Source organism: Rhodocaloribacter litoris, assembly GCF_011682235.2.
Taxonomy (GTDB): Bacteria; Bacteroidota; Rhodothermia; order Rhodothermales; family ISCAR-4553; genus Rhodocaloribacter; species Rhodocaloribacter litoris.
In genome coordinates this window covers 2,056,172-2,076,205 of sequence record NZ_CP076718.1, presented here as the reverse complement: position 1 = coordinate 2,076,205, position 20,034 = coordinate 2,056,172, and the positions used below count along the sequence as shown (strand labels likewise).

Sequence of the window (20,034 nt, the reverse complement as noted above, 5' to 3'; positions counted from 1 at the left end):
GCAGGCTTAATTTCCGCACCTGCCTGCTTTCAAAGCCACCGGGCCGCCGTGGAGCTGTTTCAGGAGCTGTTCATCAAGGGGTTCAACCTGCTGGAGGTGGTCGGCTTCACGGCCGGCCTGCTCTACGTTCTCCTCAACATCCGGCAGAACGTCTGGTGCTGGCCCGCCGGCCTCGTCAGCGTGACGGCGTACCTCATCGTCTTCTGGGAGGTACGGCTCTATGCGGACATGGGCCTGCAGGTCTTCTACATCGGCCTCTCGCTCTACGGCTGGTACTACTGGCTTCACGGCGGCCGGGACGACGGCGAGGCCCCGGTGGTGCGCCTCGCCAGACGGCAGGCGGCCGTCGCGGCCCTGCTCGGCCTTGCCGGCACCGCCCTGATGGGCTACCTCCTGGCCCGCTTCACCGACGCCGACCTGCCCTACTGGGACTCGGCCACCACCGTCTTCAGCCTCGTTGCCACCTGGATGACGGCCCGCAAGATCCTGGAGAACTGGCTCCTCTGGATCGCTGTGGACACGCTCTATGTGTTCATCTACGTGTACAAGGGGCTGTACCTGACCTCGGTGCTCTTTGCCCTCTACCTGGTCCTCGCCACGACGGGCTACTTCGCATGGAAAAGGACGATGCCCGCGCCGGAGCCGGCCTGAAGCGGGTCGTGCTCACCGGGGCCGAATCCACCGGCAAGACGACGCTGGCCCGCCGGCTGGCTGGCCACTACGGCACCGTCTGGGTGCCCGAGTACCTCCGGCGGTTCGTCGACGAGAAGGGAGCACTGCCCGAGGCGCACGACGTGGACGCCATCGCCCGGGGGCACCTGGCCTCCGTGGCGGCCCTGCGGCCCCGCGCGCGCCGCGTCCTCTTCCTCGACACGGACCTGATCTCGACCGTCCTCTACCAGACCCACTTCTTCGGCACCTGCCCGGCGTGGGTCCGCGCCGCCTCGTACGAACACCAGGGCGACCTGTACCTGCTCCTGGCCGACGACATCCCGTGGGTGCCCGACCCCGGGCAGCGCGACGGCCCCGAAGCCCGGGTGTTCTTCCAGCGGCAGTTCGAGGCTGAGCTGCTGCGGCGCGGCGTGCCGTTCGTCCGCGTGGCCGGCCCGCCCGAAGTGCGCTTCCGCACCGCCGTGGCCGCTGTGGACCGGTTGCTGGGCCCGGCGGTCGTTTCGGCGGCTTCGGGCACGCGCAGCACGTTGCCGCCGGGGAGCCTGTAGCCCGCCTGGCGCACCGTGCCACGACCGGGCCGGGACCGCCCTCGAGCCTCCACACGGCTTCGCCCGCCGTGCGGTTCATTCGGGCGAGGCGGCCATACGGCGGGCGGTCGTTTCGGCAGCTTCGAGCACGCGCAGCACGTTGCCGCCAAGGAGTTTGTAGAGGTCGGTTTCGGTGTAGCCGCGCCGGAGCAGGCCGTAGGTGATCCAGGGCAGGCGGGTGACGTCGTCGAGGCCGGCAGGCATGGGTGCCCCGTCGAAGTCGGAGCCGAGGCCGACGTGGTCGATGCCGGCCACGCGCACGGCGTGGTCGATGTGGGCGAGGACGTCGTCGAGGGTGGCCCGGGGCAGGCCCCGCTCGCGCCGCACCTCGGCGATGGTGTTCCAGAGGCCGCGCAGGTCGCCCGTGCGCCCGCCCAGCCGGCGGTACACCTCGTCCATCACTTCCGGCGTCAGGTGGCGGTTGACCGACGGCTCGTGAAAGTTGATCAGGATGACGCCGCCGTGCGTGGCCAGGGCGCGGAGCATGTCGTCGGAGGCGTTGCGGACGACGTCGGTGAGGGCGCGCGTCGAGGAGTGCGACAGGATCACCGGGGCCTCGCTCACGGCCAGGGCATCGTAGAAGGTGGCATCGGCGGTGTGGGAGAGGTCCACGAGCACGCCGAGGCGGTTCATCGTGCGGATCATGGTGCGTCCCAGCTCGTTGAGGCCGCCGTGGCGGGGCGGCGTCTGGGAGGCGTCGGCCCAGGCGTTCGTGTTGACGTGGGTGAGCGTGACGTAGCGGATGCCGGCGGCATAAAGGGCGGCGAGCGTGTCCGGCGAGGCAGCCAGGGCATGCCCGCCTTCCAGCCCGAGCAGCACCGCCTTCTTGCCGGCCCGCGTGATGCGCCGCACGTCGGCGGCCGAAAAGGCCATCTCGACGCTGTCCGCAAGGGCGGCGACCTGCCGCCGGACCTCGGCGATCATTGCCCGGGCCCGGCGCACGGCCGCCGCACCTTCTCCCAGCGCCGCCGGCACGTAGATCGAAAAAAAGGCGGCGTCGAGCCCGCCCTCGAACAGGCGCGGCAGGTCGATGTGCGCCTCGAAGGCCCGGTGCCGCCGGCCCAGCTCGTACCCGTCGAGCAGGTGCATGGGCGTATCCACATGCCCGTCGACGACGAGCGCGTTGAAGTGGATGCGCAGGGCCTCCGCCCAGCGCTCATCCTCGCGCAGGAGCAGGTGCTGCCGCCAGGCAGGCAGGGCGATCGCGCCGCCGTCCGTGGCGCCGGTCGTGTCTGTGGCCGGCGGCGGAGTGGTGCTCGTGGACGGATCGGCCTCCGGTTGCTGGCTCCGGCAGGCCGTCACGGGCAGGACGCTCAGCGACATCACGAGCAGGAGGCGGATCATGGCGAACGGAGCGGGTGAGCGGGCGGCAAGGAGCCATACCGGCGGAGTATACGTGCGGGATGGGCCAAAAATAAAGGGCCGGTGCGTGGGAGCGTCGCACCGGCCCTTCGTGCGGGAGGATGGTGGTCTCACGGGTTCCCGGCCCGGACGCGGACCACGTCGGCCCCCAGGCGCTCGACGGTGGCGCCTTCGGTGCGGGTCTGGGCTTCGCCCGAAGCGGTCAGGACGATCTCCAGGGCCCCGTTCGGCCCGGAGACCCGGATCGTGATGGCCTCCACCGTCGGCGTGCCGTCCTCATCCAGCGTCCGGTCCTCGACGGCCCGGAACGTGAATTCGGTGATGCCGGGGCCGCGCAGGATGTTTTCGTAGGCCATGCCCCCGATGAACTTCGTGTCGTCGAGCGTGACGCCCGTGTGGCCGACGCCCTTGACCTTGGTGCCTTCGACGCGCACGCTGATGACCGTTCCCTGTGCGAGGGGGTTACCGTTCTGATCGGTAACCGTCAGGCTGTACTCCTGATTCAGTGCGGCCGTATCCGGGTGGACGATGACCACGGGTATCCCCGAGAAGACGACGGGTGTCTGCCCGATGACCTCGTTCTGGTTCTCGTCGGCCGTGGTGGCCGTGATGACGGCGACGCCGTCGGCCGGCAGCGGGTTGGCCGAGATCAGGCTGACACTGCCGCGTCCCTGGGCGTCGGTCTGCGTCGACCCCTCGATGATGCCGTGCGTCGTCGAAAAGTAGACGGCCGTGCCGGGCTTGACCGGGTTGCCGTACTTGTCGCCAACGATGACGCTGATCGCGTTTGTCAGGCCGAAGGTGTTCAGGCCGGGGAAGTTGAACCGGGCGGGACCGATGCTGAAGTGCGTCTGGTCGGGCAGGCCGCCGTGGATGGAGACCGAAACGGGCAGCGAGCGGATCGTCCGGCCCTCGACCTCCGTCTCGGCGACGATCTGCACGACGCCGGCCTTCGTGCCGCTGGACAGGTTCACCGTCACCTGGCCGTTGTTGTCCGTCGGGGCGGACTCGGGAAAGATGAACTCGCCGCCGCCGGGCCGGACGCCCAGGGTGAAACGAACCCGGGCCTGCTTGTCCAGAATCACGGGTCGGCCCAGCGAGTCGGCCACCTGGAAGGTGATCTTGGCCACCTCCTCCGAACCGCTCTCCTTCACGCCGATGCTGGTGGTGGATTGTGCCAGCAAGAGGATGTTGGACGCCAGCCCGGAGACCGGCTCTTCATCGACGATCCGGGTAATGCGAAGCGTCGGAACCTCCACGAGCCGATCCGGAAGCACCTGCACCGTCACACTCGCCTGGTTGAACCCGTTCTTGGCGGCAACGACCTGCAGGCTCATCGTACTGTCGATCTCGATCTCGACCGCATAGCGCCCCAGCGAATCGGTTTCGACGAGCAGGTTCTGCGGCTTGATCGTTACGAAGGCACCGGAGACCGGGTTGTTCGTTTCGGCATCGAGCACCTGGCCGCTCAGCGTTACGATACCGCCGGAATCGTTGTTGAAGGCGTCACAGCCCGCGAAAAAGCCGACCAGCAGCACGACGGGAAGGAGGCGTAAGAAAAAATATTTCATGACCTTGCATTCGAGATGATTCTGTCGGGGAAAGCAGGCGGGTACGGCATGTATCGACGTGGGGGAAGGCTCCTTTAGCAAGAGGGGGAACGAAAATGAGGAGGTCTGCCCGGCCAGAAACCCCGCCCGGAGGCTCACGTATGACGGTCGGGCTGCCGGATATCCGGATTCATCCTTTCACGAGAAAGGGTGCAGGATGGCGAGCGCAGGAAGCCCATCCCGTTCAGGGCTATCTCATGAGATAACCCATGTGGGAGGAGTGCGCCCCTCATCTGGTTGAAACTCCCTGAGACTGGCACCGTGCAAGGTGGTATGAAGCTGACTGCTCAGATCCGGCTCGACCCCTCGCCCGAACAGGCCGACGTGCTGCTCCGCACCATGGAGACGGCCAACGCCGCCTGTAACGCGATCAGCGAGCACGCCTGGGCGACCAGGACCTTCTTGAAGTACGCGTTGCAGAAGGCCCTCTACCACGACATCAAGCGTCAATTCAAGCTCTCGGCGCAGGTCGTCGTTCGGTGTCTCGGTAAGGTGGCCGACGCCTACAAACTCGACAAGGACACGAAGCGGACGTTCCGCAAACGCGGCGGCATCGTCTACGACAGCCGCATCCTCCGCTACTACACCGAGCGGCGGGAAGTGAGCATCTGGACGATGACCGGACGGGAGCGCATCCCCTACACCGTGGGCGAGCACCACGCCCGGCTTCTCGCCTACCAGCAGGGCGAGAGCGACCTGATCTACCGGAAGGGACGTTTCTACCTTCTGGCCACCTGTGACGTGCCGGAGGAGGACGAGGAAGCCGTAGACGGTGTGCTTGGTGTGGACCTCGGCATCGCGCAGATCGCCACCGACTCCGACGGCGATTCGTTCAGCGGCGAGCAGGTCGAGTCGAAGCGGAAGTGGTACGCCGAGCGCCGGGGCACCCTCCAAGCGGTCGGCACCAGGTCGGCCAGGCGTCGGCTCCGGCAACTCTCCGGACGTGAGCGCCGGTTTCGTGCCGACGTGAATCACCAGATCAGCAAGCACCTTGTCCGCAAGGCCAAAGACACGAAGCGAGCGATTGCCCTGGAGGACCTGACGGGCATCCGCAAGCGGACCACGGTTCGGAAGAGCCAGCGAGCAAGGCACCATAGCTGGAGTTTTTACCAGCTTCGGCAGTTCATCGAGTACAAGGCGAAGTTGGCTGGTATTCCCATCATCCTCGTAGACCCCGCCTACACGAGCCGGACGTGCAGCCAGTGCGGACACTGCGAGAAGGCCAACCGCAAGAGCCAGGCACGCTTTGCGTGCCAGGCGTGTGGCCACACGATGAACGCAGACGTAAATGCCGCGAAGAACATTGCGGCGAGGGGCGCCGTCATGCGTCCTATGGTTTCCAGGTCCGATCATGCTTCTACGGGAGTAGGTCGGGGCAAGCTTGCAGCCTGAGAAACAAGCCCACGTGCCCAGAGCCGTGGGTTCATGACAGAAGCCTCGGATCCTATGAACCGTCTCGTGCTGGGGTTGGTGTTTGCCGGGGTGCTGCTGGGGTGCCGCCAGCCGGCGCGTTCACAGGAGACGGAAGCGCCGCCGCCGCAGCGCGTCGAGACCACGGCGCCGTCCCGGGAGGTGCAGGACGACATCCTGCGCACCCGTCGCACGGCCATCACCCGGGCCGTCGAGGTCGTCACGCCGGCGGTGGTCAGCGTGAACGTGACGGCGGTGCAGCAACTCCGCTACCGGGATCCGTTCGCCGACCCCTTCTACGAGTTTTTCTTCGGCCGGCGGCCGCCCCGCGTTCTGCAGCGGCAGGTCCAGAGCCTGGGCTCGGGGTTCGTCATCTCACCCGACGGCTACATCGTCACGAACGACCATGTGGCCGGGCAGGCGTCGCAGATCACGGTTGCCTTTCCGGACGGCACCACGCTGGAGGCCCGGCTGGTGGGTTCGGACCCGGCCACCGACATCGCTCTGCTGAAGGTGGACCCACCCGCTCCGTTGCCCTACCTGACGTTCGCGGAAGACCGGCCTCTGGTGGGCGAATGGGTCATCGCCCTGGGTAACCCCTTCGGCCTGTTCGAGGCGGCCGAGCCGACCGTCACTGTCGGGGTCGTCAGCGCCGTCGGGCGGAACCTGCAGCCACAGGACGGACGGCTCTACCGGGACATGATCCAGACCGACGCCGCCATCAACCGCGGCAACTCGGGGGGGCCGCTCGTCAACGCCCTCGGCGAGGTCATCGGGGTCAACACGGCCATCTACAGCCAGACGGGCGGGTCCGTCGGCATCGGCTTCGCCGTCCCGGCCGAGCGGGTGCGGCGCGTGGTGCAGGAGCTGAAAGAGAAAGGCTATGTGGACCGCTCCTACTACACGGGGCTGGTGGGTCTGGATGTGAACGAGCGCATTGCCCGCGGCCTCGGCCTGCCGGAAGCCCGGGGCGTCTTCGTCCGGGACATCGACCCCGGCTCTCCGGCCGAGCGGGCCGGTTTCCTGCCCTACGACGTCATCGTTGCCGTCGCAGGTGAGCCCGTCCATAACCGGAACGACTTCGTCGCCCGCATCTACGACTTTCGCCCGGGCGACGTCGTTCACGTACGGGTGATCCGGGAGGGGAATCCGCTGGAGCTGGAGATGCAGATCGGCCGTCAGACCGGCTAGCCAAAACAGACGAGGCGGAGTTCTCCCTCCGCCTCGGTTCCGAACGGGTGTCGTCTGTTCCGGAACTCAGTAGCGCGAACGCTTCCGGGCGTTGCGGGCCGCCTTCTCGCGCGCGATGCGCCGTTCCTCGGACGGCTTCGTATAGGCCATGTTGGCGCGGTAGATGCGCAGCACACGGCTGCGGTTGACGGCACGCTTGAAACGCCGCAGGGCACGGTCGATCGATTCGTTGTCGCGAACTTTGATTCCTACCGGCAAGGCAGATCCCTCCTGGCTGAGAACGGTTGTTACGGTTTTGAGAAAGCCTTTCAATATAAGAAGGCACACTGCATTGATACAATGTGCCTTCTGTGGAGGTTTCGTTGTTTCGGGCGGGTGGAGGCGCCCGGCACGCCGGTGCCCGCTCAGCTCGTCTGCCGGGCGAAATAATCGGCCAGGACGGCCAGGGTGAGCTGATGCAGTCGTCCCCGTGGTTCTTGCCGGACGAGCTCGTGCAGGCGCTCCATGGCCGGGCGGCTGCCGATGGCATGCAGGGCCGAAAGGGCCATCATACGCCGGCCCTCGTGGCGTTCGTGCTCGTACACGTCGAGGATCTTGCCCGCCGCCACCGTGAAATCAACACGGTCGCCGTAGTAGGTAGCGAAGAAGATGACGTGCCGGAGCGCCGTGTCCCGTACCTGCTCGACGGGGCTGTCGAGCGAGGTGGTCAGCTGGGCTTCCAGGTTACCCCACCACAGGGCATCCTTGTGGTCGAAGGCGCGCTGTGCAGAGGCCGAAGGGGCGGAGAAGCTGATGAAAACGGCCAGGGCAAAAAAGCCCCCGGCCGCGTGCCGGAGCACGCGGGATTGCGTGTACATGGTGACCCTCCCTCAGGGTTGTGGTGTGTGAATTGTACCCAAAATTCACACCCGACTACGGGCGGGCCGGCGCAAAAGTTACGCCCGGGCGCTTTTTTGGGGCCCGGTCTACAGGCAGGGAAGTACCGATGAAACAGCCCCTCGAGATCGTGCTGGCCACGCGAAACCCCGGCAAGGTGCGGGAGTTGCGTGCGCTCCTGGCCGGATGGCCGGTGGTCCTTCGCACGGCCGCCGACTTTCCCGGCGCGCCCGAGGTGGAAGAGGACGCGTCCACGCTCGAAGGCAATGCCCGCAAGAAAGCGCTGGCCCTTCATCGCCACACCGGCTTACCCGCCCTCGCCGACGACACCGGCCTCGAAGTCGACGCCCTGGGCGGGCGGCCGGGCGTCCACTCCGCCCGCTTCGCAGGACCCGGCGCCGGCGACGCCGAAAACCGCGCCCGGCTCCTGCAGGAACTGCACGGCGTGCCGGACCGCACCGCCCGTTTCCGCACCGTCCTCGCCTTCGCCACGGACGACGGGGTGCTTTGCTTCGAGGGCATATGCCGGGGGTACATCCTTGAGAAAGAAAGGGGAAGGGGCGGCTTCGGCTATGATCCGCTCTTCGTGCCCGAAGGCGAAACCCGCACCTTTGCCGAACTCAGCCCGGCCGAGAAAAACGCCCTCAGCCATCGCGGCAAAGCCCTGCGTGCCTGGCTGGCCTTTTTGCAACGACAGACCGAAACGTAAACCGGAACGAGCGAGAGCAAGATGGTTGCCCTGGTACAACGGGTCCGGGAAGCGTCCGTCGAAGTGGACGAGCAGATCGTCGCCCGCATCGGGCGGGGACTGCTGATTCTGCTGGGGGTACACACGACCGACACGGAGGCAGAGGCGGCCTGGCTGGCGAAGAAATGTGCCAACCTGCGCATCTTCCCGGACGAGGAAGGCCGCATGAACCGGTCGGTACGGGACGTGGGCGGCGAAGCGCTCGTCGTTTCCCAGTTCACCCTCTACGGCGACGCCCGCAAGGGCAACCGGCCTTCATTCGTCGCGTCGGCGCTGCCAGAGCAGGCCGAACCGCTCTACGAGCACTTCGCTGCCCTCCTGAGCGGGCATCTCGGCCGGCCGGTGCCCACCGGCGTCTTCGGGGCGATGATGAACGTATACCTGGTCAACGAAGGCCCCGTGACCCTCTGGGTCGAGAAAAGAGCGGATAGCCCGTGAGCAGGCACCGGCCGCGCAGGGACCGATATCCGGCGCGCCTCACGCGAAGAGCGCGTCGAGGGGAAGGGTGAAGCCGGTCAGCAGCGGTGTCGTGAGCGTGTCGCCGTTCTCGCGGCTCCACTCGGCCACCCGCACGTAGCCCCGCTCCGTCATCCGGTACACCTTCACCGTCTCCAGCTCCGGGTCCACCACCCAGTATTCACCCACCCCGAAGCGCTCGTAGAGCTTGCGCTTGCGCACCTCGTCGTGCCGTCGGTTGCCTTCGGAGAGCACCTCGACGATCAGGTCCGGCGGCCCCGTGATGCCGCGCTCGCCGATGCGATCCGCATGCGCCTTCGCCACGAAGAGCACGTCCGGCTGCACGACGTCGTAGTCGGAGAGGATCACGTCGATGGGGGCGACGAAGACCTCGCCGAGATCGTGGGCTTCGAGATGGTTGAAAAGGGCGGCTGAGAGCCGGACGACGATGCGTTGATGCCGGGTGGAGGGGGCAGGCGCCACGTGTTCTTCTCCGTCGATGAGTTCATGGCGCTTCCCGTCCTCGGGGATGAGGAGGTAGTCTTCGTAGGTGAACCGGACGGGCGGGCGCTCGGTGATCATGGCTCGGTACGGGCTTTTTCCTCACACACGCACGGGGCCGCAGCGATGTTTCGCGGCGTCACCCCACCGTCTCGTCCTCTTCAAGCCCTACTTCAGATTTCAGGGCGGTATAGGTTATCTTCAAAGCAATCTCGCCAATGGGCCGATTTCACCATGCCGAACATCTCCGAAAGACAAAGCCGTACAAGGCAACCCGATCACGCGCATTGATTGAGGGAAGGATGCATCCGGAGACCCCGAAAATTGTCGCCGTCCGGCCGCATGACGACTACACCTTGACGTTGACTTTTGCCAACGGAGAACGCCGTCTGTTTGATCTGAAGCCGTACCTCCAGTCTGAGGTTTTTCGCGCGTTGCGGGATCTCGAATTGTTTCGAAAGGTGGCCGTCGTCTACGGTTCGCTTCAGTGGCCCGGCGAGCGTGACCTCGCGTATGACATGCTCTACCAGAAGTCGACGCCGTTGCCGGCCGAGGTTACCTGACCCCCGTCACCCCACCGTCTCGCCCGCCGCTTCCTCCTCGTCCTCGATCACCTCGTCGGTGTCGGGTTCGTCGTCGTCTCCGGCGAGGGCGTCCAGGTCCACGTCGTCCTCGTCCTCGTCGTCGGTGAGGCGGGCGTCGCGGGCCAGCTCGTCGCGGAGGTGGCGGCCGGTGTGCGTGTCGGTGGCGGCCAGCGCCTCGGGCGTGCCGGCGAAGAGGATCCGACCGCCGGCGTCGCCGCCCTCGGGACCGAGGTCGATGACGTGGTCGGCCACCTTGACGACGTCCATGTTGTGTTCGATGACCAGCACCGTGTTGCCCTTCTTGACGAGGGCCTGCAGGACGTGCAGCAGGTGGCGGATGTCTTCGAAGTGGAGGCCGGTGGTGGGCTCGTCGAGGATGTAGAGCGTCGCGCCAGTGCCGGGGCGGGAGAGCTCGCGGGCCAGCTTGACGCGCTGCGCCTCGCCGCCCGAGAGGGTGGTGGCCTGCTGCCCCAGGCGGATGTAGCCGAGGCCCACCGAGTCGAGCGTGCGCAGCTTCCGGGCGATGCGCGGCACGCTCTCGAAGAACGCCAGCGCCTCCTCTACGGTCATCTCCAGCACGTCGGCGATGCTCTTGCCCTTGTAGTGCACCTCCAGCGTCTCGGCGTTGTAGCGGCGGCCCCGGCACGTCTCGCACGCCACGTACACATCCGGCAGGAAGTTCATCTCCAGCTTGACGATGCCCGCGCCCTGGCACGTCTCGCACCGCCCGCCCTTCACGTTGAACGAGAAGCGGCCGGGCTTGTAGCCCCGGATCTTCGCCTCGGGGAGCTGGGCGAAGAGGTCGCGGATGTGGGTGAAGAGGCCGGTGTACGTGGCGGGGTTCGAGCGGGGCGTGCGGCCGATGGGGCTCTGGTCGATGTCGATGACCTTGTCGATGTGCTCCAGCCCCTCGATCCGCTCGAAGGGCAGCGGCACGTGGCGGGCGTTGTGGAAGTGGTTGGCCAGGGCGGGGTAGAGCGTCTGGTTGATCAGGCTGGACTTGCCCGAGCCGGAGACGCCGGTGACGCAGATGAAGGTGCCCAGCGGGAGCACGAGCGGGTCGCCCTTGAGGTTGTGGCCGGTGGCGCCGTGGAGCGTGAGCGTCTTCCCGTTGCCTGTGCGCCGCGTCTTCGGGACGGGGATGTGCTTCTCGCCCCGGAGGTAGGCCGTGGTGAGGCTCCGGCGGCCGTCCGTCCCGGCGGGGAGGCGCTCCGGCGGGGCGGCGCCGAGCACATGGCCGCCGTGCTCGCCGGCGCCCGGGCCCAGGTCCACCACGAAGTCCGCCGCCTCGATCATCTCGCGGTCGTGCTCGACGACCAGGACCGAGTTGCCCAGGTCGCGCAGCTGCATCAGCGCCTCGATGAGGCGGCGGTTGTCGCGCGGGTGCAGGCCGATGGAGGGCTCGTCGAGCACGTAGAGGACGCCCGTGAGCTGGGTGCCGATCTGGGTGGCCAGGCGGATGCGCTGGCTCTCGCCGCCGGAGAGGGTCCGCGCCGGACGGTCCAGGTTGAGGTAGCCCACGCCCACGTTCAGCATGAAGTCGAGCCGCTCGCGGATCTCTTTGACGATGGGCCGGGCGATGAGGGCCTGCCGGTCGGTGAAGGCGACCTCGTCGAAGAAGCGGCGGAGCGAGACGAGGTCCATCTGCACCAGCTCGGCGATGTTCTTCCCGCCGATGCGGTAGGCCAGCGCCTCGGGCTTGAGGCGGGCGCCGCCGCAGGCGCGGCAGGGCAGCAGGCGCATGTACGCCTCGGCCCACTTGCGCTGCCCCGGCCCCGTGCTCTGCTCGTAGGCGTGCCGCAGGTGCCCGTAGACGCCCCCGAACCGGTGCTGGTACTTCACCTCACGCCCCTTGTACCGGTAGACGATGTCGAACTGCCGGTCGCCCGCGCCTTCGAGGACGACCTCGAGATGGGCCGGGTCCAGCCGCTCCAGGGGCGTGTCGAAGTCGAAGCCCAGCGTCTCGGCGACGGCGCGGAGCTGGCTGAAGAACCACGTGTCGCGGGGCTTGCCCAGCGGCGCCAGCCCCCCCTCGGCGATGCTTTTCGAGGGGTCCGGGAGGACCAGCGCCGGGTCGATCTCGCGGCGCGTGCCCAGCCCGTTGCACTCCGGGCAGGCGCCGTAGGGCGAGTTGAAGGAGAAGGTGTTCGGGGAGGGCTCGTCGTAGGAGAGGCCGCTCTCGGGGTCGAACAGGTGGCGGCTGAAGACGTGGTCGGTCAGCGTGCCGTCGGCGCCCAGCACGGCGGCAATCAGCGTGCCGCCGCCCATCCCCAGCGCCGTCTCGACGGACTGGCTCACGCGCGGCCGCAGCCCCTCCCGGATCACGAGCCGGTCCACCACCACCTCGATGTCGTGCGTCTTGTAGCGGTCGATCTTCATCCCCGGCGTGATCTCGCGCAGCTCGCCGTCGATGCGGACGCGCTCGAAGCCCTGCCGGGCGATCTGCTCGAAGAGCTCGCGGTAGTGTCCCTTGCGGCCCTTCACCACGGGCGCCAGCAGCACCACGCGCGTCCCCTCGGGCAGGCCCAGGATGCCGTCGATGATCTCGTCGTCCGACTGCTTCCGCATGGGGTTGCCTGTCAGGTACGAGTAGGCCGTGCCGGCGCGGGCGAAGAGCAGGCGCAGGAAGTCGTAGATCTCGGTGACGGTGCCGACGGTGGAGCGCGGGTTGCGGCTGACGGTCTTCTGCTCGATGGCGATGACGGGGCTGAGGCCGTCGATGAAGTCCACATCCGGGCGCTCCATCATGCCCAGGAACTGGCGCGCGTAGGCGGAGAGGCTCTCCATGTAGCGCCGCTGCCCCTCGGCGTAGATGGTGTCGAAGGCCAGGCTGCTCTTGCCCGACCCGCTCAGCCCCGTGATGACGACGAGCCGGTTCCTGGGAATGTCCAGGTCGATGTTCTTGAGGTTGTGCTCGCGCGCGCCGCGGATGATGATGCGTTCGTCCATGCGGGAGGTTGGTCCGTTCGTCGCCACCGGAGAGAGATGCACATGCCTGGCACATGCGAAGGGGATACTACCCCGGAGCCCTGGATTCGTTTCGGCACGACGGCGCGTTTCCGGATGAAGAAAGGGACGCCCCGGCGGGAGGGCGACCCGGCGGCCCTTTCGTGCGAAATAGATCCGGGTTTGCGAAATGGTAGACGGCTTGCCCTCCTTCGTCAAAACCATGCGCCGCGTCTGATGCCGACGGGGTCCAGGGGCGGATCCTGGTGCCAATAGAAGGAAATGGCCCGCTCCAGGGTTTCCCCGGGCGTGGTCGTCGGGAACGACGTGAACACGCAGAGGTCGTCCGGGCCGGTACCGAGGGTGCAGACAGGCTTCGCCCTGCTGGCTTCGATGCTGCCGAAAAGGATGGACTGTTGAGGTCATGTGGAAGGAGAGAGCCGGGAATATTCGGTTTGCGAGAGGGAGGGTCAAGCACTATCATGCAAGCGGGGCCGTGGATGTTGACCGTCCGGCTTCGCTGGTTGCCGACCGCATCTTCACAACCGCCTATGAAGCGCTTACTGTCCTGGCTGGAACGCCTGGAACATCGGGCCGACGCGATCCGGTACCGCCTCCGGAGCCGGTGGGACCGGCGACAGGTATGGATTCACGCGTATCGCGGATACGGGACATCCGTGGAGGTGCATGTGCTTGCTCGGGTGCTGCGGAACCAGCTGCTACCCCCGCCGCAGGACGACGATGCCGTCTGGCACAACGCCTGGGCCATGTTGCGGCGGTTCGAGAGCGACGAGGTGCCGGGGGCCGCCGTGCGGGTGAGCCTCCAGGGCCAGTCCGTCGAGGTTGTGGCGGACGACGAGGGCTACGTCCGGGCCCGCCTCGCCCTGCCCGAGCCGTTGCCCGGTGACCGGAGCTGGCACGAGGCGACGCTGGAGCCGGTCGGCGGCGGTGCGCCCACGACGGGCCGGGTGCTTGTGCCGCCTCCCTCGGCCCGCTTCGGCGTCATCAGCGATCTCGACGACACGGTGCTGCAAACCGGGGCGACGCGCTTCCGCACCATGGTGCGCCGGACGCTCTTCGGCAACGCCCGCACCCGGCGGCCCTTCGACGGTGTGGTGGCCTTCTACCGGGCCCTGCACGACGGGACGAGCGGCGGGGAGGCCAACCCGCTCTTCTACGTCTCCAGCAGCCCGTGGAACCTCTACGACTTCCTCGCCGACTTCCTGCGGCACCACGGCCTCCCGGACGGGCCGCTGTTCCTACGAGACCTGGGGCTCAGCCGGACGCAGGTGGGCGCGGGCCGCCACGAAACGCACAAGCTCGCCTGGATTCGCCGGATCCTGCACACCTACCCCCAACTGCCGTTCCTGCTCATCGGCGACAGCGGGCAGAAGGACCACGAGATCTACCGGGACGTGGTGCACGACTTTCCCGGCCGCATCCGTGCCGTCTACATCCGCGATGTGAGCGGTGCCGAGCGCGATGCGGCCGTACAGGCCCTGGCCAGGGAGGTCAACCGGCAAGGCATCGATCTCATCCTCGCGCCGAACACCGCCGTGATGGCCGCGCACGCCGCCGGGGCGGGCTTCGTCGCCTCTGGCGCAGTTGATCAGGTGCGGACAGCGGCCTCGGGGCCGGGGTGAGCGAGCGTTTCGGTTACGGGAGAACCCGCTTCTGCGTGGCGAGCGGCGGGAACGGCGGCAGGGAGTCGGGCAGCGCCGGCCACAGCGGCGCACGCTGCCCGGTCGCCACGTCGTAGACGAAAGGCACGTAGCGCGCCCCCTCTCCCTTGTGCACGTCCCGTCGGTAGAGGATCTGCTGCCCGTCGTAGCTCCAGCGCGGAATATCGCCTCCGAGACGGGTGATCTGTCGAACCTCCGTGTCGTCACTCCGCATCACATCAGGAACAACGGCCGGGCATTCTCCACGAAGCGGCTCTGCGCCACCGGGTTCGCCGCCGGGCTTCCTGTGCACCTGTACCGTGCCGGTGGCGCCTCATAAACCGTCTGCCACCGCCATCCGTCTGTGCCCCAACATCTACCCCTCCGTCGCTTCGCGCCACCTCTCTTTCGCATGGGGAGGATCTGGAAGGCTGCATCGCGTAAACCCAAGCCCTTCCCCCTGGCCGCACCCGGCGGCCGCAGAGGGGGAAGTACCCCGAAGGGGGGATGGGGGTCTTCTGCCGCCGCAACACCACCATCGCCCCGGGTTCTATTCCTCCGTCGCTTCGCGCCACCTCCCCTTGGCAAGGGGAGGCTCTGGATGGCCGTACCGGGCCGCCTTCACGCGCCGGCGGGCAGCCGGGTGATGCGCACCAGGTCGATGCGGTTGGCCGTGGCCTGCACGATGGTGAAGCGGTAGCCGTCGAACTCGTACTCCTCGTTCGGCTTGGGGATCGCGCCGATGTGTTCGAGCAGGTAGCCGGCCAGCGTCTCGTAGTCGCCCTCGGAGAGCTCGATGCCGAAGCGCTCGGCCAGCTCGTCGATATCCACGCGGCCGCTGACGAGGTACGTGTCTTCGCCGAGCTGGCGCAGCACCTCCTCGTCGGTGTCGAACTCGTCCTGGATGTCGCCGAAGAGCTCTTCGAGCAGGTCCTCGATGGTGACCAGTCCCGCCGTGCCGCCGTACTCGTCGATGACGATGGCGATGGAGGTGTTCGTGGCCAGGAACTCGCGGAGCAGGTCCTTCGAGAGCTTCGTCTCCGGGACGAAGTACGCCGGGCGCATCATGGCGGCCAGCGATTCGGGATCGTGGAACAGGTCGTACGCAAAGGCGATGCCCACGATGTTGTCGATGTTCTCGCGGTAGACGGGCAGCTTCGAGTGGCCGGACTCGATGAACTTCTGCCGGAGCGCCTCCAGCGTGGTGTTCTCCTCCACGGCCACGATCTCGGTCCGTGGCACCATCGACTCCTTGACGCGGATGGTGCTCAGGGCGAAGACGTTCGCCAGCAGGGTGCTCTCCTCCTCGTCCAGGTCCAGTTCGCCGCTCTTCTTGCTCTCCTCGATCATCAGTTCGAAGTCGCGCCGCATGAACTGGGAGAAGGTGTCGGCGTCGGTGCCGAAGAGGCGGATGAGGCCCGCGGCGGCCCAGCCGGCCACCTTGATCAGGGGGAGCAGCAGCACGTAGGTCAGCCGCAGCGGCACGGCCAGCACGAAGACGGCCCGGTTGGCCACCTCCCGCAGCACGGTTTTCGGCAGGATCTCCCCGAAGAAAAGCACGATCATGGAGGCGATGACCGTCTGCGTGGCGAGGACGGCCACCTCGGTCGTGGCCTCGCTGAAGCCGGCCATCTCGGCATAGAGGCGATGCAGGGGCGGCTCCAGGTAGAAGGCCATCAACGTGGAGTAGATCACCAGCGCCAGGTTGTTGCCCACCAGCGTGGTGGTCAGCAGGTCCGCCGGGTTCTGGATGAACGTTTGCACGAGGGTGCCCAGCCGCCCGCCGCGCCGCGCCGACACCTCCACGCGCAGCCGGTTGGCCGTCACGAACGCGATCTCTGAGCCGGAGAAGAACGCGCTCAGGACCAGCATCAGCAGGATCAGTAGCAGCTCCATGGGCCGGGGTATTCTGTATTTCGCAGTGCGTGGTTCGTGGTTCGTATTTCGTATTTCGTATTGCGTATTTCGTAGTGCGTGTTGGGCTGAATTACGCCTTTACGCACTACGCACTATGCACTACGCACTATGCACTACGCACTATGCACTACGCACTATGCACCACACCTCTCATCGTCCCTTGAAGGTGGCCTGGCGTCGTTCGAGGAAGGCGGCCACGCCTTCGCGGAAGTCCTCGGTGGCACAGGCCTGACCGAAGAGGGTGGCCTCGAGGGCGAGGCCCTGCGGCAGGTCCAGGTCGCTGGCCCGGACGGCTTCGAGGGCCAGGGCCACGGCCACGGGCGCCTTCGCGGCAATGGTGCGGACGAGTTCCTTCGCCGTCTCGAGCAGTTCGGCGGCCGGGACGATCCGGTTGACGAGGCCGATCTCATGGGCCCGCCGGGCGTCGATGGCCTCGCCCGTGAGGATCAGCTCCGTGGCGCGGCCGCGCCCGACGAGCCGGGGCAGGCGCTGCGTGCCGCCGTAGCCCGGGATCAGGCCCAGGTTGACCTCCGGCTGCCCGAAGCGCGCGTGCTCGGCGGCCACGCGCAGGTGGCACGCCATCGCCAGCTCGCACCCGCCGCCCAGGGCGAAGCCGTTGACGGCCGCCACGACGGGCTTCGGCAGGGCCTCGATCCGGTTGAAGACGGCCTGCCCGCGCAGGGCGAAGCGCCGCCCGCTCACGGCGTCGAGCGCGGGGAAGCGCGAGATGTCCGCTCCGGCGACGAAGCTCTTCGGCCCCGCCCCCGTGAGCACCACACCGCGCACCGCGTCGTCCGCCTCCACGGCCGCGAAGCACCGGTCCAGCTCGTCGATGACGGTCTCGTTCAGCGCGTTCAGCTTGTCGGGCCGGTTGATCGTCACCAGGGCGATCCCGTCGGCATCCACCTCGTAGAGCAGCGTCTCGAAGGTCATGGGGAAAGAAGCGAAAGGGATGGTGGGGACTGGCAGGGCACGGGGCGTATGGCGCGGGGCTCGACCTTTACGTATCCCGCACGCTGGAACAACTCAGCTTCGCAGGCGGGTCTTTTCCGGGTCGGGAGCGCCTTCGGCGGTGGGGTCCTCGAACGTGTCCAGGTCGCCGAGCAGGTCGGCGGGGCGGGCGAAGACCTCCTCCAGGGCCTCGACCGAGGCTTCGGTCTCTTCCACCTCGGAGAGGAGCGTGTCGAGCTGGAAGGTGATCTCCTCGGGGTTGCGCAGCGTCAGCGACTGCTCGTGGATGTATTTGATCACATCCTCGATGGTTTCGAGTTGTGCCGCGATGATCTCGAGGTTTTCCTGGCCTTTTTTGAATCGTTCGAGCCGCTGTTCGAGGATGCGCATGCGCCGCTGCTTGATGGCGCGGACGCGCGGCGTGTCGTCGGCCATGTCTTCGCGCAGGGCCTCGATGGCCCGGATGACCTCGCTCTCGGTGTTGCTCCGGATGGCAAACTCGTACCGTTCTTTCTGGTAGAGCAACTTCAGGTAGGAGTCGAGCAGGCCGTCGATCTTTTTGAGGTGACTGTCCAGCATGCCCTGCGAGGCGTAGCTGAGCTTGCGGTAGTTGGCCGCGATGTCTTTCTGGAGCTTGCGGAGCCGCACGTAGCGGCGCTGGCTCTGCTTCGAGAGGAGCTGGAAGATTTCTTTCTGCGAGGGGGGTTTGGCGTGTTCGGCCGCCTGCCGGGCCCGGATGGCCCGGCGAAAACGTTCCTGGCGGGGCATGGTGCCCAGGTAGAGCAGCTCCCCGGCCGTGGCGAAGAGGAGGATGGTCTCGAAAAGCCACGACGGCGCCGCGCTGAAGAGGCTGACCGTGAAGGCGATCAGCATTGCGGCGATGAGGAACGTCAGATTCCAGGGATGCAGGAAGGCTTCCTTGGTATAGTTGATGTCGACTTCGTTCATGCGCTCCTCGGCAACGGCTTGAGGGGGGTGGGTCGGCGGCTCCGGTCCACCCCGCGATACGACGGGCCACGGCCTCAGGGTTTCATCCGGCCGATGGTTTTGTCCGGCAGGGGATCCGGCCCGGCGGGCGGGTCCGCCGGCTTTTCCGGAGCCGCGGGCGGAGTCGTCGTTTCGGCGCCGGGCGCCCGTTGCCCGGTGCCGGGATCCATGGCCCCGATCGTCTTGCCCGCCGGCGGGCGGGCAGGGGTTTCATCGGCGGAGGACGTCACCTCCAGCTTCATCTGGCGAATCAGTTCCTGCGCCCGGGCTTTCTGCAACGCTTCTTCGAGCGTCTCGTTCGAAGCGGGATCTTCGGCGGAAGCCGGCGCAGCCTCCTGCTCCGCCTCGAGGGCCAGTTCCAGGCGCGCCTCGCTCAGCGCCGTCTCCATGGCCAGCTTTTCGATCATCTCACGGTGGGTATCGAGCACCGAAGCGGCTCCGCCGGTCACGTCCGAAAGGGCCTGGTTCACTTTCTTGAGCCGTTCCAGCTCCCGGACCTTGCGTTTCAACTCCCGGAGCTTCCGGAGGTGCTCCTTCTCCGCCTCCTTGATCCGCTGGTATTCTTCGGGCGTCATGGCCTTTCGGGTTGAGGGGTGAAACGGGCAGGGTTGACGGGAAAACCCCGGGCTTGTCCACGTCCTTCGTGGCACCCGGGCGGGTGTTCCCGGGCCGGTCCGTCTCCGGCCTTCACTCCGTCTGGGAGCGTTGTTTGCCGATGGTTTTGCCCTGTTCGACCTGTTCTTCCGGCACTTCGAGGCGGGGTTCCTCCTGTGGTGCCGCCGGCTCGCCGACCCCCATCTCCAGCTTGAACTGTTTGACCAGTTCCTGGGCCCGGATCTTCTGGGCGTCCTCCTCGATGCGCATCGCCTCGGTGTCGATGGAATCGAGGGCCAGTTCCATACGGGCCTCCTGCCGGGCCGTCTCCTCGTTGATGCGGGTGATCATCTCGTCGTGCGTGGCGTCGACGCCGGCCACCTCGAACTGTTCGAGCGTGTCGGCGATCTTGGCCTGCCACTTGGCGCGCTCGTGGGCGCGCAGGGCGTCTTTGGCCTCCTGGATCTTGCGCTCCTTCTCGCGCATGAAGGCCTTCTTCACCTGCAGGGCCTTGTCGTAGGCCGCCGAGGCATACTTGAGCTGTTCCCGCGTGCGGGTGAGGGCTTCGCGGACGTTCTCCAGGCGCAGCGCGTACTGCTCGGCGATGTCGTCCCGTCCGGCCTGGATACCGGCCTTGATCTTCGCCGTCAGGTCGTTCATCTCGGCCTCATACCGCCGCACTTCTTTCTGCAACAGCATCACATTGGCCTTGACCGTGGCAATGTTCTCGTTCATCTTCGGAACCTGGTCGTTCAGCTCCCGGATGTTCTGTTCCAGAATCAGCCGGGGATCTTCCAGGGCGGAGATGGCCCCGCCAAAGATGGACTTGATCCAGCGTTTGAAACGTGCCCAGATAGACATGGTCCGTAGGGGTTTGGGTTCGCGGTATGAGGGAGGAAAAGCAGGGTCCAGGATCAATATAACGATCCTGTCGCGGTTTGGGAGACGCCGTCCTGCGATGTTTTGCTTTTTTCGGGGGTT

Annotated in this window: 20 protein-coding genes; 8 read left to right on the top strand and 12 right to left on the bottom strand. The window is 66.8% G+C overall.

The window, feature by feature from the left end; translation table 11 throughout:
• The first annotated feature begins 48 nt into the window (after positions 1-48).
• Both pnuC and GQ464_RS08605 read left to right on the top strand, forming a co-directional pair.
• Positions 49-651 (top strand): nicotinamide riboside transporter PnuC, encoded by a 603-nt coding sequence (gene pnuC, locus GQ464_RS08610; RefSeq protein WP_228350732.1) that lies wholly within the window; start codon positions 49-51, stop codon positions 649-651.
• Positions 615-1,220 carry an AAA family ATPase gene (locus GQ464_RS08605; RefSeq protein ID WP_166978767.1) on the top strand — a complete coding sequence of 202 codons (606 nt, stop codon included), beginning with the start codon at positions 615-617 and terminating at the stop codon, positions 1,218-1,220. Before pnuC ends, GQ464_RS08605 begins: the two co-directional genes overlap by 37 nt.
• A 75-nt stretch (positions 1,221-1,295) precedes the next feature.
• Here GQ464_RS08605 and GQ464_RS08600 read toward each other — a convergent pair whose 3' ends face one another.
• Both GQ464_RS08600 and GQ464_RS08595 read right to left on the bottom strand, forming a co-directional pair.
• Positions 1,296-2,603: a dipeptidase gene (locus GQ464_RS08600; protein WP_166978765.1), complete on the bottom strand. Its 1,308-nt coding sequence runs from the start codon at positions 2,601-2,603 to the stop codon at positions 1,296-1,298.
• A 128-nt stretch (positions 2,604-2,731) separates the two neighbouring features.
• Positions 2,732-4,192 (bottom strand): hypothetical protein, encoded by a 1,461-nt coding sequence (locus GQ464_RS08595; protein WP_166978763.1) that lies wholly within the window; start codon positions 4,190-4,192, stop codon positions 2,732-2,734.
• Between the two features lie 312 nt (positions 4,193-4,504).
• On the opposite strand from GQ464_RS08595, the gene GQ464_RS08590 reads away from it, so the two are divergent.
• Complete coding sequence (locus tag GQ464_RS08590; RefSeq protein WP_166978761.1) at positions 4,505-5,623, top strand: RNA-guided endonuclease InsQ/TnpB family protein; 1,119 nt, start codon at positions 4,505-4,507, stop codon at positions 5,621-5,623.
• 54 nt (positions 5,624-5,677) lie between these two features.
• Complete coding sequence (locus GQ464_RS08585; protein ID WP_166978759.1) at positions 5,678-6,832, top strand: S1C family serine protease; 1,155 nt, start codon at positions 5,678-5,680, stop codon at positions 6,830-6,832.
• A 66-nt stretch (positions 6,833-6,898) separates the two neighbouring features.
• Here the strand turns inward: GQ464_RS08585 and rpsU are convergent, their stop codons facing one another.
• Both rpsU and GQ464_RS08575 read right to left on the bottom strand, forming a co-directional pair.
• Positions 6,899-7,090 (bottom strand): 30S ribosomal protein S21, encoded by a 192-nt coding sequence (gene rpsU, locus GQ464_RS08580; protein WP_166978757.1) that lies wholly within the window; start codon positions 7,088-7,090, stop codon positions 6,899-6,901.
• A 146-nt stretch (positions 7,091-7,236) separates the two neighbouring features.
• On the bottom strand, positions 7,237-7,689 hold the full coding sequence (locus tag GQ464_RS08575) for a hypothetical protein (protein WP_166978755.1): 453 nt from the start codon (positions 7,687-7,689) through the stop codon (positions 7,237-7,239).
• Between the two features lie 128 nt (positions 7,690-7,817).
• Here GQ464_RS08575 and rdgB point away from each other — a divergent pair, with 128 nt between their 5' ends.
• Positions 7,818-8,417 (top strand): RdgB/HAM1 family non-canonical purine NTP pyrophosphatase, encoded by a 600-nt coding sequence (gene rdgB, locus GQ464_RS08570; RefSeq protein WP_166978753.1) that lies wholly within the window; start codon positions 7,818-7,820, stop codon positions 8,415-8,417.
• A 21-nt stretch (positions 8,418-8,438) separates the two neighbouring features.
• Positions 8,439-8,894, top strand: coding sequence for a D-aminoacyl-tRNA deacylase (gene dtd, locus GQ464_RS08565; RefSeq protein WP_166978751.1), 456 nt, complete (start codon positions 8,439-8,441; stop codon positions 8,892-8,894).
• 39 nt (positions 8,895-8,933) lie between these two features.
• Here the strand turns inward: dtd and GQ464_RS08560 are convergent, their stop codons facing one another.
• Positions 8,934-9,494, bottom strand: coding sequence for a Uma2 family endonuclease (locus tag GQ464_RS08560; protein WP_166978750.1), 561 nt, complete (start codon positions 9,492-9,494; stop codon positions 8,934-8,936).
• 221 nt (positions 9,495-9,715) lie between these two features.
• Between GQ464_RS08560 and GQ464_RS08555 the strand changes: the two genes are divergently transcribed.
• Complete coding sequence (locus GQ464_RS08555) at positions 9,716-9,976, top strand: DUF2442 domain-containing protein (RefSeq protein WP_166978748.1); 261 nt, start codon at positions 9,716-9,718, stop codon at positions 9,974-9,976.
• Between the two features lie 6 nt (positions 9,977-9,982).
• On the opposite strand, the gene uvrA is transcribed toward GQ464_RS08555, so the two are convergent.
• On the bottom strand, positions 9,983-12,946 hold the full coding sequence (gene uvrA / locus GQ464_RS08550; protein ID WP_166978746.1) for an excinuclease ABC subunit UvrA: 2,964 nt from the start codon (positions 12,944-12,946) through the stop codon (positions 9,983-9,985).
• Positions 12,947-13,494: 548 nt separating this feature from the next.
• On the opposite strand from uvrA, the gene GQ464_RS08545 reads away from it, so the two are divergent.
• Positions 13,495-14,586 (top strand): App1 family protein, encoded by a 1,092-nt coding sequence (locus GQ464_RS08545; RefSeq protein WP_166978744.1) that lies wholly within the window; start codon positions 13,495-13,497, stop codon positions 14,584-14,586.
• Between the two features lie 13 nt (positions 14,587-14,599).
• Here GQ464_RS08545 and GQ464_RS08540 read toward each other — a convergent pair whose 3' ends face one another.
• From GQ464_RS08540 to GQ464_RS08515, 6 genes are all read right to left on the bottom strand, one after another.
• A complete protein-coding gene (locus tag GQ464_RS08540; RefSeq protein ID WP_166978742.1) occupies positions 14,600-14,839 on the bottom strand; it encodes a TolB-like translocation protein in 240 nt (79 codons plus the stop codon).
• Positions 14,840-15,225: 386 nt separating this feature from the next.
• On the bottom strand, positions 15,226-16,500 hold the full coding sequence (locus GQ464_RS08535; protein WP_166978740.1) for a hemolysin family protein: 1,275 nt from the start codon (positions 16,498-16,500) through the stop codon (positions 15,226-15,228).
• 171 nt (positions 16,501-16,671) lie between these two features.
• Positions 16,672-17,454: an enoyl-CoA hydratase/isomerase family protein gene (locus GQ464_RS08530; protein ID WP_166978738.1), complete on the bottom strand. Its 783-nt coding sequence runs from the start codon at positions 17,452-17,454 to the stop codon at positions 16,672-16,674.
• 93 nt (positions 17,455-17,547) lie between these two features.
• A complete protein-coding gene (locus tag GQ464_RS08525) occupies positions 17,548-18,420 on the bottom strand; it encodes a hypothetical protein (protein ID WP_228350731.1) in 873 nt (290 codons plus the stop codon).
• Positions 18,421-18,494: 74 nt separating this feature from the next.
• Positions 18,495-19,034, bottom strand: coding sequence for a hypothetical protein (locus tag GQ464_RS08520; protein WP_166978736.1), 540 nt, complete (start codon positions 19,032-19,034; stop codon positions 18,495-18,497).
• Positions 19,035-19,146: 112 nt separating this feature from the next.
• A complete protein-coding gene (locus tag GQ464_RS08515) occupies positions 19,147-19,914 on the bottom strand; it encodes a PspA/IM30 family protein (RefSeq protein ID WP_166978734.1) in 768 nt (255 codons plus the stop codon).
• Between the last annotated feature and the right edge of the window lie 120 nt (positions 19,915-20,034).

What these genes read in the sequence shown, in the direction of transcription:
- GQ464_RS08605 (WP_166978767.1), top strand. Translation starts at nt 615, where the DNA reads ATGGAAAAGGACGATGCCCGCGCCGGAGCCGGCCTGAAGCGGGTCGTG.
- GQ464_RS08600 (WP_166978765.1), bottom strand. Translation starts at nt 2,603, where the DNA reads ATGATCCGCCTCCTGCTCGTGATGTCGCTGAGCGTCCTGCCCGTGACG.
- GQ464_RS08595 (WP_166978763.1), bottom strand. Translation starts at nt 4,192, where the DNA reads ATGAAATATTTTTTCTTACGCCTCCTTCCCGTCGTGCTGCTGGTCGGC.
- GQ464_RS08590 (WP_166978761.1), top strand. Translation starts at nt 4,505, where the DNA reads ATGAAGCTGACTGCTCAGATCCGGCTCGACCCCTCGCCCGAACAGGCC.
- GQ464_RS08585 (WP_166978759.1), top strand. Translation starts at nt 5,678, where the DNA reads ATGAACCGTCTCGTGCTGGGGTTGGTGTTTGCCGGGGTGCTGCTGGGG.
- GQ464_RS08575 (WP_166978755.1), bottom strand. Translation starts at nt 7,689, where the DNA reads ATGTACACGCAATCCCGCGTGCTCCGGCACGCGGCCGGGGGCTTTTTT.
- rdgB (WP_166978753.1), top strand. Translation starts at nt 7,818, where the DNA reads ATGAAACAGCCCCTCGAGATCGTGCTGGCCACGCGAAACCCCGGCAAG.
- dtd (WP_166978751.1), top strand. Translation starts at nt 8,439, where the DNA reads ATGGTTGCCCTGGTACAACGGGTCCGGGAAGCGTCCGTCGAAGTGGAC.
- GQ464_RS08560 (WP_166978750.1), bottom strand. Translation starts at nt 9,494, where the DNA reads ATGATCACCGAGCGCCCGCCCGTCCGGTTCACCTACGAAGACTACCTC.
- GQ464_RS08555 (WP_166978748.1), top strand. Translation starts at nt 9,716, where the DNA reads ATGCATCCGGAGACCCCGAAAATTGTCGCCGTCCGGCCGCATGACGAC.
- uvrA (WP_166978746.1), bottom strand. Translation starts at nt 12,946, where the DNA reads ATGGACGAACGCATCATCATCCGCGGCGCGCGCGAGCACAACCTCAAG.
- GQ464_RS08545 (WP_166978744.1), top strand. Translation starts at nt 13,495, where the DNA reads ATGAAGCGCTTACTGTCCTGGCTGGAACGCCTGGAACATCGGGCCGAC.
- GQ464_RS08540 (WP_166978742.1), bottom strand. Translation starts at nt 14,839, where the DNA reads ATGCGGAGTGACGACACGGAGGTTCGACAGATCACCCGTCTCGGAGGC.
- GQ464_RS08535 (WP_166978740.1), bottom strand. Translation starts at nt 16,500, where the DNA reads ATGGAGCTGCTACTGATCCTGCTGATGCTGGTCCTGAGCGCGTTCTTC.
- GQ464_RS08530 (WP_166978738.1), bottom strand. Translation starts at nt 17,454, where the DNA reads ATGACCTTCGAGACGCTGCTCTACGAGGTGGATGCCGACGGGATCGCC.
- GQ464_RS08525 (WP_228350731.1), bottom strand. Translation starts at nt 18,420, where the DNA reads ATGAACGAAGTCGACATCAACTATACCAAGGAAGCCTTCCTGCATCCC.
- GQ464_RS08520 (WP_166978736.1), bottom strand. Translation starts at nt 19,034, where the DNA reads ATGACGCCCGAAGAATACCAGCGGATCAAGGAGGCGGAGAAGGAGCAC.
- GQ464_RS08515 (WP_166978734.1), bottom strand. Translation starts at nt 19,914, where the DNA reads ATGTCTATCTGGGCACGTTTCAAACGCTGGATCAAGTCCATCTTTGGC.